At 28.8% G+C, this 14586-nt stretch carries 17 protein-coding genes; 3 read left to right on the top strand and 14 right to left on the bottom strand.

Features of this window, described 5'->3' with window-relative positions; all coding sequences use genetic code 11:
• The first annotated feature begins 148 nt into the window (after positions 1 to 148).
• On the top strand, positions 149 to 1498 hold the full coding sequence (locus KQI42_RS05075; protein ID WP_216517407.1) for a transglutaminase-like domain-containing protein: 1350 nt from the start codon (positions 149 to 151) through the stop codon (positions 1496 to 1498).
• 38 nt (positions 1499 to 1536) lie between these two features.
• Here the strand turns inward: KQI42_RS05075 and KQI42_RS05070 are convergent, their stop codons facing one another.
• The 11 genes from KQI42_RS05070 to KQI42_RS05020 form a co-directional block, all read right to left on the bottom strand.
• A complete protein-coding gene (locus KQI42_RS05070; RefSeq protein ID WP_216517405.1) occupies positions 1537 to 2034 on the bottom strand; it encodes a GAF domain-containing protein in 498 nt (165 codons plus the stop codon).
• A gap of 11 nt (positions 2035 to 2045) precedes the next feature.
• Positions 2046 to 2399 carry a DUF3221 domain-containing protein gene (locus KQI42_RS05065; protein ID WP_216517403.1) on the bottom strand — a complete coding sequence of 118 codons (354 nt, stop codon included), beginning with the start codon at positions 2397 to 2399 and terminating at the stop codon, positions 2046 to 2048.
• A gap of 83 nt (positions 2400 to 2482) precedes the next feature.
• On the bottom strand, positions 2483 to 3250 hold the full coding sequence (locus KQI42_RS05060) for a GNAT family N-acetyltransferase (protein ID WP_216517400.1): 768 nt from the start codon (positions 3248 to 3250) through the stop codon (positions 2483 to 2485).
• 37 nt (positions 3251 to 3287) lie between these two features.
• Positions 3288 to 4139, bottom strand: a complete 852-nt coding sequence (locus KQI42_RS05055) for a DNA alkylation repair protein (protein ID WP_216517398.1) — start codon at positions 4137 to 4139, stop codon at positions 3288 to 3290.
• Positions 4117 to 4650 carry a GNAT family N-acetyltransferase gene (locus KQI42_RS05050; RefSeq protein WP_216517396.1) on the bottom strand — a complete coding sequence of 178 codons (534 nt, stop codon included), beginning with the start codon at positions 4648 to 4650 and terminating at the stop codon, positions 4117 to 4119. Before KQI42_RS05050 ends, KQI42_RS05055 begins: the two co-directional genes overlap by 23 nt.
• Positions 4651 to 4691: 41 nt before the next feature.
• Positions 4692 to 5228, bottom strand: coding sequence for a signal peptidase II (locus KQI42_RS05045; RefSeq protein ID WP_216517394.1), 537 nt, complete (start codon positions 5226 to 5228; stop codon positions 4692 to 4694).
• Positions 5229 to 5279: 51 nt separating this feature from the next.
• Positions 5280 to 5609, bottom strand: coding sequence for a GNAT family N-acetyltransferase (locus tag KQI42_RS05040; RefSeq protein ID WP_216517392.1), 330 nt, complete (start codon positions 5607 to 5609; stop codon positions 5280 to 5282).
• A gap of 155 nt (positions 5610 to 5764) precedes the next feature.
• Positions 5765 to 6544, bottom strand: a complete 780-nt coding sequence (locus KQI42_RS05035; RefSeq protein ID WP_216517390.1) for a class I SAM-dependent methyltransferase — start codon at positions 6542 to 6544, stop codon at positions 5765 to 5767.
• 63 nt (positions 6545 to 6607) lie between these two features.
• Positions 6608 to 7159 carry a GNAT family N-acetyltransferase gene (locus KQI42_RS05030; RefSeq protein ID WP_216517388.1) on the bottom strand — a complete coding sequence of 184 codons (552 nt, stop codon included), beginning with the start codon at positions 7157 to 7159 and terminating at the stop codon, positions 6608 to 6610.
• A gap of 218 nt (positions 7160 to 7377) precedes the next feature.
• Positions 7378 to 7584 (bottom strand): hypothetical protein, encoded by a 207-nt coding sequence (locus KQI42_RS05025; RefSeq protein ID WP_216517386.1) that lies wholly within the window; start codon positions 7582 to 7584, stop codon positions 7378 to 7380.
• A gap of 58 nt (positions 7585 to 7642) precedes the next feature.
• Positions 7643 to 7984 carry a zinc ribbon domain-containing protein YjdM gene (locus KQI42_RS05020; protein ID WP_216517384.1) on the bottom strand — a complete coding sequence of 114 codons (342 nt, stop codon included), beginning with the start codon at positions 7982 to 7984 and terminating at the stop codon, positions 7643 to 7645.
• A 437-nt stretch (positions 7985 to 8421) separates the two neighbouring features.
• Between KQI42_RS05020 and KQI42_RS05015 the strand changes: the two genes are divergently transcribed.
• Positions 8422 to 9780 (top strand): metallophosphoesterase, encoded by a 1359-nt coding sequence (locus tag KQI42_RS05015; RefSeq protein ID WP_216517383.1) that lies wholly within the window; start codon positions 8422 to 8424, stop codon positions 9778 to 9780.
• A 173-nt stretch (positions 9781 to 9953) separates the two neighbouring features.
• Here KQI42_RS05015 and nrdG read toward each other — a convergent pair whose 3' ends face one another.
• A complete protein-coding gene (gene nrdG / locus KQI42_RS05010; RefSeq protein WP_216517382.1) occupies positions 9954 to 10460 on the bottom strand; it encodes an anaerobic ribonucleoside-triphosphate reductase activating protein in 507 nt (168 codons plus the stop codon).
• 14 nt (positions 10461 to 10474) lie between these two features.
• Complete coding sequence (locus tag KQI42_RS05005) at positions 10475 to 12802, bottom strand: anaerobic ribonucleoside triphosphate reductase (RefSeq protein ID WP_216517381.1); 2328 nt, start codon at positions 12800 to 12802, stop codon at positions 10475 to 10477.
• Between the two features lie 206 nt (positions 12803 to 13008).
• Here KQI42_RS05005 and KQI42_RS05000 point away from each other — a divergent pair, with 206 nt between their 5' ends.
• Positions 13009 to 13659 carry an HAD family hydrolase gene (locus KQI42_RS05000; protein ID WP_216517380.1) on the top strand — a complete coding sequence of 217 codons (651 nt, stop codon included), beginning with the start codon at positions 13009 to 13011 and terminating at the stop codon, positions 13657 to 13659.
• Between the two features lie 22 nt (positions 13660 to 13681).
• Here the strand turns inward: KQI42_RS05000 and KQI42_RS04995 are convergent, their stop codons facing one another.
• Positions 13682 to 14560 carry a radical SAM/SPASM domain-containing protein gene (locus KQI42_RS04995; RefSeq protein WP_216517379.1) on the bottom strand — a complete coding sequence of 293 codons (879 nt, stop codon included), beginning with the start codon at positions 14558 to 14560 and terminating at the stop codon, positions 13682 to 13684.
• Positions 14561 to 14586 lie beyond the last annotated feature (26 nt).

The following is a 14586-nucleotide window of genomic DNA, read 5'->3' as shown; positions in this document are numbered from 1 at the left end:
ATTAATGTATAATATTCTCTAAGGATTATGAAAATCCTTCTAAAAATAAAAACTTATATGACAATAGTGTAATCTTAACCTCTTAATGATATAATGTTTTATGGTAAATAGATAAAGTATAGAAATTTATAAGTTGGAGGTGTTTTTATTGAACAGCTTAGAATCTTTGTTAGTAGATTTACCAGAAGATATCAATAGATTAGTAGCTTCTGGATATTTTGATGAAGCAGAGAATCTAATAGAAATCTATTTGACTAGGAATATTGCTAAAATCTTAAAAGATAGATTAATCTTTGAAAAGGATAGGATTAAAAGGCTTAAAGAAGATTATATTTACTCCTTTGAGGAAGCTTTAGAATTAGGTAGATCTAAAATTAAAGAGTTTTCGGGAGAAGAATTGGAGTATTTAAAGAAGGAAAGATATGCAGATTGGATTTTAATCAACGGTAAAGTAGCTTTTAGTGGTCGCTTTCTAGAAAATAGCCTGAAGGTTCATCCTAGCCTAAAAAATAGATTGCTTGAGAATTCACCCGATAATAAGCATAAAGAATTATTACATAAAACTATAGATGATATTGTGACTTATGGAGAGAAAAAATATTTTATCCATGTTAAAGCTGGTATAAAATTAAATAACACTTTAGAACATATAGGGGAAAAAGTTAGGGTCCATATACCAGTACCTCGAAATGCCCAACAAATAAGTAATATCAAAATTATAAATACATCCCATGAGCCAAAAGAAATATCTTCTTCCGATTATCCTCAAAGAACTATCTATTTTGAAGAAGATATTAAAGAAGAAGATATCTTTACTGTAGAATATTCCTATGAGAATCATATTAAATATAAAGAATTAGATTCTACTAAAGTTAGTAAAACACAGCCTAAGTCTTATACTAATGAGTGGCTTCCTCATATTAAATTTTCACCTTTCCTAGTAGAATTGGCTAAAGAAATTATAAAAGATGAAAAAAATCCTCTACTAAAAGCTAGAAAAATATATGATTATATAACAGAAAATGTTCAATATTCTTTTATGAGACAATATGCTTCCATAACTAGTATAGCTGAATATGGTGCCTATAACTTAAAAGGGGACTGTGGTATACAAGCTTTGCTATTTATAACCTTATGTAGAATAGTAGGTGTACCTGCTAGATGGCAATCAGGACTTTATGTAGATCCCTATTTTATAGGATGTCATGACTGGGCAGAATTTTATATAGAGCCTTATGGCTGGCTCTTAGCAGACCCTTCCTATGGAGGAGACGGTATTCGCAATGGTAATAGAAAGGTTTGGGATTTTTATTTTGGAAATTTAGATCCATTTAGAATGATTGCTAATAGTGAATTTCATTATCCTCTTTATCCAGAAAAAAAATATTTAAGACAAGATCCTTATGATAACCAATTAGGTGAAGTAGAATTATTAAACGGTCCATTTTATGAATGGAAAAGAATATTAGAAATAATAGATGTTCATGAGATAAAATAGTATAGATAAATAAAGGGACTGTCTAAAATAGATAGTCCCTAAATCATTTCCCAATTAATATATTCATTTAATATTCCTACAAATTTTATAAAATATTCTTCTTCTAAATTAGTAAATCTCTCTTTATATGGACTATCAAGGTCTAACACTCCATATACTTTATTTTCTTTAATTATCGGAATAACCAATTCAGAATTAGAGGCAGAATCACAAGCGATATGTCCTGGAAATAAGTTAACATCTGGTATTAGTTGAACTTTTTTTGTAGCAACGGCAGTGCCACACACCCCATTTCCTATTTTAATTCTATTACAAGCAGGTAGTCCTTGGAAAGGTCCTAGAACTAATTCGTCATCCCTTAATATGTAAAATCCTGCCCAGTTTAATCTATCTACACAAGCCATTATTATTCCTGTAGCATTTGATATATTAGCTAAATCATTTTTCTCTGAACTAAGCTGTGCTTTTAAAAGTAAGTTCATATACTTATATCTTTCTTCAGTATTCATATTTTTAATCGGATCTAATTTAAACATTATTTTCCTCCTTAGTCTTCTAGTATAACTATCTTCTTTGCTGTGCCTTGAACAGGATAAGATTCGGCAACTTCTCCATTAAACACTACTTCTATTTTAACTCCTTCTTTTAAATCCTTATAACTTCCTTCCTCATCACCAATGTATACTTTAGCATCTGAATCTACTGTAACACTAGCTTTATCATAGGAAGTATCTTCTTCTATCTCTCCTTCTACAAGAAAAGTTAGTACAGAACCCTCTTCCATACTTTCGTATATTTCTATTATCTCTCCACGAATACCTATAGAATCTTCCTTTTTACCACATCCTACAACGGCAAGCATTATAATAAAAAATAGAATCAATAAAAAACCTTTTCTCATAGAATCCCTCCTTAATTTCTCTTATTTTCATTTTATCAGAGGTAAATTATTATGTAAAATTTCGACTTCAAACGCCAATTAATCTATGCCCTAAAAATTATTTCTGCTTCATTTCTATCAATTATATATCCTATTTGTTCATATAAATTTCTAGCAATAATGTTATTTAAGTCAACCCACAGCATAGACTTTAACGCACCTTTTTTCTTTGCTTCCTTTAGTCCAAATAACATTAATTTCTTTCCTATTCCTTTTTTTCTTTCTCTCTCACATACTCCAAGACTTCTTACAAAACAACTTTGCTTATTATCACCATAAAGACTCATAACAACAAATCCTTTTATTATATCCTTCTCTTTATAAATTAATATAATATAATCTTCACTATTTAACCAATCTATTAATTCCTGTCTTGAAATATTAAACGTATTAAAAATTTCCCTATCAAGTAAAAGAAAATTGTCAATATCCTTTAAATCTAAGTATTCAATAGGAGTATAAGGCAAATCAACAAGAAGAGTATGTAAATCACAAAAATATCCGACATAAAGATCTTTTTCTTCATAGCCCCATTGCCTTATTATTTCTTTCTTTTCTATTACTTCATCTAACTTACCTGCATATCTAAAGATGAAATTAACATCCTCATTTTCCATTTTAATTTTTTCAATAGTTTCTTTTAAATCTTTTATTTCATTTACTCCCCAAAGCAACTCTGTTTCTTCACTTGTCTTTCCTAATAAAAATAACCCTTCCTGTAATTCATATAATCTTATAACCTCTAACATATCTCCATAAAAAAAATTCTCTGGGTAACTTTGTCCTCTATTAAACACTTCTTTTAAATTCATTTTTAACCCTCCATAATTGACCCAATATTAGAAATATTTATAGATATTTACTTCCTTCCTTGTAAGCTAAATTACTAAATGAATATGTATTTAATAATTCTTTTACCCATTCTGCATTTGTCTTACTATAGTCTCTTAATGCCCATCCAATAGCTTTTTGAATAAAAAATTCTTCGTCGTCTATGTTTTGTAAAATAGCTTTTTTAAGCCATTCAGTATTTGTATCATTTTTCCATAAAAGTTGAATATTTAAAGCTATACGTCTATTCCAAAATGAAGAAGAATCTAACAAAGTAGTCATTATCTCATCAAAATATTGTAAATTATTTTTTACCCATAGAGCCATCTGTTTTCTTAATGCATCAATACTATCCCACCAAGGCTTTTTATTTATAAGCAGATATAGCATCTTAAAATCCTCATAAGAAAAACGTATATAATTCTCCCCCAATAAATCAATAGCCACATATTGAAATTCCCTTTCTTCACAATCGTATAATTCATACATAATGGATAATAAACTTTTAATATCTATTTCTTTTGATTGCTTCATATATTTTTTAGTTAAGGATTTACGCATAGGCATATTAATACCCATGAAAGGAAATAAATTTTTCATATACGCTTCCATTTTTCTTGCATTATCAATATTAGTGTTTTCTTTTAAAGTTTTATAGATATCTGCTACATAACTATTCATAAAAATCCTCATCTCACTTTGTATTTTAAAAATATTTCCTATTAACTTTATGTTATTATCTCTCACTACTAGTCCATTACTATCACTACATAAATATAATGTCCTTCCAGATTTAGTTGAATAAGCACGGAATTCATCTATATCATATACTTGAACATTAATTTTTTCAATAAATTTTTCTCCACTCATCCTCTAAAATACTCATCTCAACTAAATTCCAATAAGTATTTTTAAACTTTCTTACATCTCTTAATAACCCTTCTCTTGAGAAGCCTAGCTTTTCATAACATTTAATGGCTCCTTCGTTAAAATCAAAAACTCCAAGACTAATTCTATGTAATTTAAGCTCGTGAAATCCTATCCATAATATTTGTTTAATCATTTCCTGTCCTATACCTTTTCCCCTCATTGAAGTCGATCCAATTAGCACCTTTCCAATTCTTGCTGATAAATTTTCTCTGTCAATGTTCCCAAGTGAAATATGTCCAATAGGCGTTTCTGTTGAACTATCAACAGCTTTATAAATAAGTCTATCTGAATTAAATATATCATTTGAGTCTTTTATATATTTCTTTAACTGTTCCTCAGATAATGGAAATTTAAATTGTGGTCCAGCCCATTGGAGTAAAAATTTTTTGTCTCCGCTCCATTTAATCAATTGTGAGAAATCCGATGGATTAAAGAACTCTAGTCTAATCATATAATCCTCTCCTTCACTTATCTTATCTAACATTTCATATATTAATCAGATGAAATAATGTTCTTAACTCTTTCTACACTATGTCTAATCAAACTGGTTACTTTAAAATCGTTTAAATCATTCCAGTGTTTAATAATAAGTAAGATACTTAAAATTTCTCCAATTGCAATATAGCAATCTTTTAAATCAAAAATAAACAACGGTTTAAGATAAATATAATCAAGACTACCTCCCCAAAAAACCTTATCTATGAAAGAACATATTACTCCAGAAAACCAAAAAATAAACAATATCCTTATTATCTTAGAATTATAATTATGATATTTTATGTAATCATAAGAAAAAACCATTATTATGCCAGTTATAATTACAAATGATAAATGTATAAATAAACTAATGTTTAGATTAAATAGTGAATTAATCCAAGAATAATCTGTATTTATATAAGGTTTAAAATAGAATATATTAGCTATTAATTCATGTCTATTCATAAAATATGATTTTTTTATAATTATTTTAATTATCTGATCCAAAATTACTAAACTAAATATAGAAATATAAAATTTTTTCTTTTTCATAATCTGTCCTCTCTTCAAACCATAAATCTAGAGTTTCATTGGTTCTTTTATTTAATAGTTAATATATTTTTTCATTTTAATAAATTTAAATTCACTTCCAAATCCTTTTCCAATTAATTCAGGTTTGAGACCAAAACCTATCCACATTATCTCATCTTCAAAACTATACGAATAATAACCAACTAGTTGTCTTTCATCATCCAAAACAGCAAAGTTGTCTTTTCCCCAAGTTCCTGGCATTAAAAATTCTTCCAAATCGTCTTCATCTTCGGTCATATTATAGAAAGAATAAATACCATCATATTTCCAATTGTATACAATATCATAAGCATATTCTTTGTTCATATTAACAAAATTAAATTTCACTACTGTATCCTCCATAATTAATTAAAATGCAAAAAATAATAACTTTAATTCCTCTATTTTGCTTTTCCTCCTAGTCATTTTTAAATATATTCTGTTTTATGGTATTTTATTATTTTAATAATTTTTTTGTTCACAGCTATATACCCTACTTCTCTAAATAATCCAAATTCTTACTTACGTCCAATATATAAAAAGTGTTCACTTGTACCCATAAGATTTTCATCTTGGCTTAATTGGTAACCAATTTCTAGCCACTTTCTATATTCACATTCTTCTAACATATTTATTTCTCTTTCTTTAGAGCCTAAGATATTTTCAACACCAGCAAATATTATTTCCGTTAGTCCAAAGCTATTCATCAAATCTCTCGCCTCTTTATAATCAGTAAAATAAGCTGTTGTAAATCCTTTATCTCCTTCGTTTTTACCGTCCTTTAAATATCCCAGCAGTTCATCTACAGATTCAATTGGATACAATTCTTTTAAATAATCCTGTATAGGTGCGTAATTAGATATGAAAGAAGCAACAATAATTCCATTTGGCTTTAGTAATCTTAATGCATTTTCTACAGCAGTTTTCCTGTCAGATTCTTTGATCAAATGATACAGGGGTCCCATTAGCAAAATAACATCATATTTTTGTTCATACTTCTCTAACTCTAAAGCATTTCCATGTATATAGGCTTCCAGTGAAATACCTCTTTCTTCTGATTTTTCTTTTGCAACTTCAATATTGCGTTTTGATAAATCAAGTAATGATACCTTATGTCCTTTCTCTGCCAAATATATAGAATACCTGCCAGGTCCCCCTCCAATATCAAATATCTCTAAATTTTCTCCACTTAAATATTCATCAAGATACCTTGTCGTAATATCAAATTCAATTTTATGACGTTCAAGCCTTTCCCACTCATCATACTTTTCATCATACCAACGTTGAATTTCATCCATATTTTTATCCTCCTTATAAAATTTATGACTATATTTAAAATCATCATTTAGACACTTACTACTTCATACACCTTTTTTATACTCATGTTTAAGAATTGAATAAACAAATGAGTCTCTCCATTTTCCTTTTTGCCATTTATTTTCTCTTAAATGTCCTTCTCTCTTCATTCCTATTTTCTCTAATACTTTTGCTGAACCAATATTATTTGGGTCACATGTTGCAAAAATCCTATGTAAATCTAAACCTGTAAATCCAAATTCAATAATCTCTTTAGCAGCCTCTGAAGCATATCCATTGCCCCAGTATTCCTTATTATAACAGTATCCAATCCAACCTTCTCTATTGCTAGGATTTGATATATGTATTGCACAAACACCAATTAATTTATTATCCTCTTTTGTCACTACTGCAATTTCATAATCATATCTTGGGCTATCACACTGATATTTTATAATTTTATTCAGGAAAACTTGTGTATCTGCTTCACTATTAGGACCCCATGGTAAATATTGTGATACTTCAGAATCTGAAGCATAACTATGAATAGATGCAAAGTCATCTTTATTTAACTCTCTTAAAATAAGTCTTTGAGTCTCTATACTATTAAAAATCATTTTATTGCCCTTCCTTTCAAGTATCATGTTAATCCTAGTTCTCAATACATATAAATGAAATTATCACTTATTTTAAATCAAGCTGTAATTTAGGAGTTTTATCCCAACATCATCATCTCTTATAACTTTTTCTACAAAATATGTTTTAAAAATGTATTATCGATACATGTTCTATAAATTTTAATAAACTCCTTCTTTTTTGAATGATATTTCCCATTTTAATAAAACAAGGCAGACATCACTCTCCGTCTACCTTGTTTTATTAAATCATCTTTAATTACTATATTGCTTAAAGTACACCATAGATATAAGACCCAATAAAAAAAATTAGGTTTGCTATACTGATGCAATGGGGATGGTTCCCCTGAAACTATAAACTCAATAGATATTAATATTATAAATACAGATATTCCTTCTCTTTCCATACCTCTTCCTCTAAAAAAACACCTTCTGCCTTTATACTAGCAGAAAGGTAAGTGTTCACTATAATTTTTTAACAAATTCAGATTTTAATTTCATAGCTCCAAAGCCATCAATTTTACAATCAATATCATGATCTCCATCAATTAAACGTATATTTTTTACTTTGGTACCTATTTTTACAACCGATGAACTTCCTTTTACTTTAAGATCCTTAATCACCGTAACAGAATCTCCATCATTTAAAACATTTCCATTCGCATCTTTGACAACTTTTTCATCGTGATTATTTTCACTGATTAATTCTAAATTCCACTCATAAGCACATTCTGGGCAAACAAAAAGATGCCCATCTTCATAAGTATATTCTGAATTACATTTTGGGCAGTTTGGAAAATCAGGCATAATTTAATTTCCTCCGTTTCTTATTATTAATTCCAAATGGCGTTCATTACGGCTTATATAGTATCATAATTCCTCTATATTGACAAATTTACAAGAAGACAAGGAACAGTTAAAAATTAACGTCCTCCTGTCTTCCCTTTTCCAATAGCCTTTCCAACTTTTCCTTAGATCTTCCAAACACAGTATGCAATGTGGACAGTTCCCTTTGTAACAAAATCTCTTGATTATTTACTATCACTATATATGTTATATCATACTTTATTAATACATTTTTTTAAATTTTCATCTACTTTGTCCCCTTTATTTTCCAATCTATTGTATAATCATAGTAAAAGGGTTTGATACAAAATAGTCAATGAGACTTTCTTATTTATTTTTTCTAATTAAACGATTCTTTTTTCATTTAAATATATAATACATTTTCGGGAGGTTAATGTATGAAAAATAAAAGAAATTTATTCATTATCATATCCCTGTTGGTTGTAATTATAGTAATTATAGCACGTCTTCATATGTACAGCTGTAAAATAGCATGTTCAAAACCACCTTGTAGAATTAGTTCAGGAGAAGATATAACTTTTTTCGTTTCTGCAGATCCTCATTATTTTGCTAAAGAATTAAACAATTGTAAAGAAGCTTTTAATAATTATATTACAACTAGTGATGGAAAATTGTTAGCGTATAGTGAGGAATTAATCGATGCCTTTCTTAGAGATGTTAAAAAAAATGAACCTGATGTACTTATTATTTGTGGAGATCTTACAAACAATGGAGAGAAAGAAAGTCATGAAAATTTAGCAAAAAAATTAGATTATGTTCAGAATTCTGGTACTTCCGTATTTGTTATTCCTGGAAATCATGATGTAAAAAATCCATGGGCTTGTAAATTTGAACATAAGAAAAAGAAAAAAACTAACAATATACGTGATAAAGACTTTAGTAAAATATATGGATCCTTTGGGTATGATGAAGCAATTTCTAGAGATGAAAACAGTTTAAGTTATCTTGCTGCTCCATCAGATGATATATGGCTTTTAATGCTTGATACTAACCAATATCATGATAATATGATACGTAATAGTCCTCAAGCTGATGGTATCATTAATCCTAATACTATTAAATGGATAAAAAAATGTAGTCAGAAAGCAAAAAAGGAAAATGTCCAGCTCATGGCAGTAATGCACCATAGCTTATTAGATCATAATCCTGTAAAAAACGAAGGATATACTCTAAATAATAGTAAAGAAGTTATAAATCTATTTCAAGATTGTGATATAGAATTGGTTTTAACAGGTCACATACATTTTCAAGATATAAAACTTTATGAAAATGATAAAAAACAAATTTATGATATTGCAACTAGTTCTTTATCTGTATATCCTCATACTTATGGCATTCTTAAATATTCACCAAATAGTGGATATGAATATAGTACATCTTGGATAGATATGGAAGGCTATGCAAAAGAAAATAATATACATAATGAAAATATTCAAAATTTTAAAGAATACTCTAGATCCTATTTTATAGATCGATCCTATTTTAAATTTTACGAAGAATTTTATGACATTAAGGAATATAAAGATAGAGAAATGGATCTAATGTCAAAAACCTTAGCAGATCTAAATTCAATATATTATGAAGGTAAGGGCGAAATAGATATAGAAAAAATTAAAAGTTCAGAGGGATTTAAGTTATTAGAGTCAATTGGAATAGATTCTTTAAAGAAATATGCCGAAAGTATATTTGATACAAATGGTATCGATAGTAATAATCTAAAGATACCAAAGAAATAGATGCAATAGAATTAGCTTCTGTTGTATTAAATTAATAATAGCTGTGTACATATATATTCCTCCCGTTGAATACACAGTCGTATATTCTTATCTTATTATATTACTGAAAATATATTATAAATACAACCACAAATAAAAAATCGTCCAATCTTTTTAGATTAGACGATTTTTATTTAAATTTCTGCAAGTACTATTTCATTATTATTTAATGACTCAGCTACATTTATTATCCTTTGGTTTTTTGAACCTTTAAATTTTAATAATAGACTTTTTTTATTTATATCAAATCTACCGTCTACCAAAATATCTGTTTCATATAAAAGTTCTCTCCAACCCTTATTTATATCTATTCTTTCTATTATTTCTTCAAAGGTATATCCTGTATAAGTCATTGTATTTAGTCCCATTTCTTTGACTTTGTTAGCCAAGATAGCACAAGTTTTAGCTTGTAAAAAAGGCTCTCCTCCACTAATAGTGACGCCACTTAATAAAGGATTTTCCTTTATCTTTTCTACTATATCTTCAATAGACATATTATTTCCTCCGTCTAAAGAATGGCTTTCTGGATTATGACATCCTTTACAATTATGTTTACAGCCTTGAGTAAATACGACTAGCCTAATACCTGGTCCATCTACTATTGATTCTTCCTCAATACCAGCAATTCTAATATGCTCCATATCAATTACACCTCTTATTTACTAGAACAGGAAAAATGCTTTACTCTATCCCTTTCTTCTGCTCTTTTTGCATCATTAAATCTATCAAGAGTTCCTACTAAATATCCTGTTATACGGCGTATTCTATCAAATTTAATATCTCCCTCTTCCCTTCCACATTTAGGGCAAGTATCACCAATAATGCCTGTATATCCACATATAGGGTCTCTATCTACAGGATGATTAATAGAACCATATCCTATTCCAGCCTCTTTCATAGCTCTAACAATTTTTTCAAAAGCATCTATGTTATTTGTTGGATCTCCATCTAATTCTACATAAGTTATATGTCCTGCATTAGTTAATTCATGGTAAGGTGCCTCAATTCTTATTTTATCAAAGGCTTTAGTTTTATAATAAACTGGTACATGGAAACTATTTGTATAATACTCTTTATCAGTTACTCCAGGAATATCTCCAAACAGTTCCCTATCCATTTTTACAAATCTACCTGCTGTTCCCTCTGCTGGAGTGCCTATTACAGTAAAGTTCATTTTATATTGTTGGCTTATATCATCCATCCTTTTTCTCATATGACCAATTATATCTAATCCCAATTTTTGAGCTTCTTCACTTTCACCATGATGGCTTCCAATTAAGGCCTTCAAGCATTCGGCTAAGCCAATAAATCCTATAGATAAAGTTCCGTGTTTCAATACTTCTCTGACTTCATCATCTTTAGACAACTTATCTGAATCTATCCAAACCCCTTGACCCATAAGGAATGGATAATTATTAACTTTCTTTCTAGCTTGAATTTCAAATCTCTCCAATAATTGTGCTATTACTAAATCTATAATTTCATCTAAATTTTTATAAAAACCTTCCACATTGCCTTTATTTTCTATTCCTATCCTTGGAAGATTTATTGTTGTAAAGCTTAAATTTCCTCTTCCATTAATTACTTCCCTTGACGGATCGTATACATTTCCTATAACTCTAGTTCTGCATCCCATGTAAGCAATTTCTGTTTCTGGATGACCTTCTTTATAATATTTAGCATTAAAAGGTGCATCAATAAAAGAGAAGTTAGGAAATAATCTTTTTGCACTTACTCTACAAGCTAACCTAAATAAATCATAGTTTGGATCTTCTGGATTATAGTTAACTCCTTCTTTAACCCTAAATATTTGAATTGGGAATATAGGAGTTTCTCCATTTCCTAATCCAGCCTCTGTTGATAATAATAAATTCTTCATAACCATTCTACCTTCAATAGAGGTATCCATTCCATAATTAATGGAACTAAAAGGTATCTGAGCTCCTGCTCTAGAATGCATAGTGTTAAGATTATGAATCAGTGCTTCCATAGCTTGATACGTTTTTCTATCCGTATCCTTATATGCATTTTTCTCTGCAAATCTTTGAATCTTTCCTATTAACTTTTCATCATTTAATAGTTCATTTAAGTATTCTGATTCTTTTATCTTATATTCTTCATTATTACTTAATGTAGGTACTAAAGAGTATTCTTTTTCAAGTATATCGAAAATATTGACTAAATTATCATTTAAATCAACGTCATCTACTAATAATTCAATTCCTTTTTGTAAATTTTGTCTATAGGATTTAATATAAGTTTTCTTTACACCTAGAGCCATTCCATATTCAAAATTGGGTATACTTTGTCCTCCATGTTGATCATTTTGATTGGACTGAATTGCTATACAAGCCAAAGCTGAATAGCTCTGAATATCATTAGGCTCTCTTAAAAATCCATGCCCTGTACTAAAACCATTTTTAAATAGCCCTACTATATCTATTTGACAGCAAGTCGTAGTTAAAGTTAGAAAATCTAAATCATGAATGTGAATATCTCCATTTTTATGAGCTCTTGAGTGAGCTGGATTTAACACAAATAAATCATAAAATTGCTTGGCTCCTTCAGAACCATATTTCAGCATGGTTCCCATAGCCGTATCTCCATCAATATTGGCATTTTCTCTTTTTAAATCAACATCTTTGGCTTCTTTAAAAGTTAAGTCTTCATAAACCTTCATGAGCCTAGTGTTCATTTCTCTTACTCTGTTTCTTTCGGCTCTATATAATATGTACTCCTTACCTGTTTTAGCATGACCTGACTCAATAAGAACTTTCTCTACCATATCTTGTATATCTTCTACTCCTGGTACCTGTCCTCTAAATTTTTCGTCTACTTCCATAACAACTTTTTCTGATAAGTTTAAAGCAGTATTATAATCTTGCCCCCCTGCCGCTTGAGCTGCTTTATAAATGGCATTAGAGATTTTCTCTATGTTAAAAGGTACTTCTCTTCCGTCCCTTTTCCTTATTTTTGTAATCATTCATGTTCCCCCTTATTCATTTACAATATCTATATATTGATAATTTATTTTATCAAACCTCTATATATAGTGTCAACTTTATAATTACTTCAATTTAGGCGACCTTTTAATATATATCCAACTTTACTTCCTTAATCTTTAAATTTGACTATTAACTAAATATATTATATTATTCTATCTAGTATTTAATTTATGGGAGTGATTAGATGAAAGCAATTATATTTGATATGGATGGAGTCCTCATAGATAGTGAACCTTTCCACTTTCAATTGGAAAGAGAATTATTTGATGAAGTAGGCGTAAATATGTCTATAGAAGAACATGAAAGTTTTGTAGGTACAACAGATTATTTTCTATGGAAAACTTTAAAAGAAAGACATAATTTAGATTATAATGTTGAACAACTAGTAGAAAAGAAAAAGATGAAACTTGCTAAAAATATTCATAAAATCCCCTTAATGGACAATGTTTTAGATTTTATTCTACTTCTTAAAGAGAATGGATTTAAATTAGCCTTGGCGTCTTCTAACAACAGATTTGTTGTAGAAAGTATTGTAAATCATTTTAATTTAGATAAGCATCTAGAAGTAATCTTAAGTGGAGAAGATGTTTCAAATGGCAAGCCTGATCCTGAAATTTTCTTAACAGCAGCAACAAAGTTAGGCGTTCCTTACAACAATTGCATTGTTATAGAAGATGCTACAAATGGAATAAAGGCTGCGAAAAAAGCAAATATGGCATGCATAGCTATTAAAAACCCTAACTCTGGAAATCAAGATTTATCACAAGCAGACCTAATAATTAGTCATTATAAAGACTTAACCTTAGAAAAAATTGAACATTTACTAAATAAATAGGAGAGGATTTACCCTCTCCTTATTAACTGTTAAATTTTACTCTATATCCACATTTTCTACACAATTCTTCTACCACTTTTCTATTTGAAAATCCTTCATAGATTTTTTTAGCTCTATCTCCCATTATAATTTCAGAAAAAGATGTTTCAAATATATTACCTAAATTTATTACCCCTTCACCGTCTAAACAACAAGGAATCACTGTTCCATCAGATAAAATTCCTATCTGATCTCTTAATCCATAACAAAATCCAACATCGTTAAGTTCTTCAGCATCTAAGTCTGGCCATTGAAATCTTGAATCCTGGTTTAAATACAATCTATCTCCTATTTTTATACCTCTCTGAGGAGTTATTTCTTCTTGGATTTTAAAAGGTAAATTGAATTCTTCTTCAATTTTTTCTATAATTTCCTTATTTCTTTTGGCTTCTTTATTTATAATATTATCTTCGTCTAAGTTCCAAAGCCTTAAAGCAATTATCAAGCTTTCTTCATCTCTAGTTTCTTTTATAAAATTAAATATCTCCTTTAAATAATCTTCTTTATTAGTCAATTTAGTGTTTCCATCAAAACTATGGAGTGAAAAATTTATTTGTCTTAAAGCTGGTTTTCCCATAAGTTTATCTTTGACTTTATCTATCAATGTACCATTTGTGGTTATATTTACCTTAAATCCTTTTTCATAACTAATATCTAAAAACTTATCAATATCTGGATGAAGTAGCGGTTCACCTTTAATGTGAAAATAGATATAATCAGTAAATCCTTTTATCTCACTAAGTATATGGGTAAATTCTTCTATTCCCATGAAATTTGGTTCTCTCATAATTTGAGGACAAAAATCACACTGTAAATTACATACATTGGTAATTTCTATATAAACCTTTTTAAACTTTTTCATACAATCAATTCTCCTAAAATATCATA

Origin of the sequence: Tissierella simiarum (assembly GCF_018917865.1) — a bacterium.
In the GTDB taxonomy this organism is placed as follows: domain Bacteria; phylum Bacillota; class Clostridia; order Tissierellales; family Tissierellaceae; genus Tissierella_C; species Tissierella_C simiarum.
Note: the sequence above shows the minus strand (reverse complement) of the source record. Positions and strands in the feature narration are given on the sequence as shown.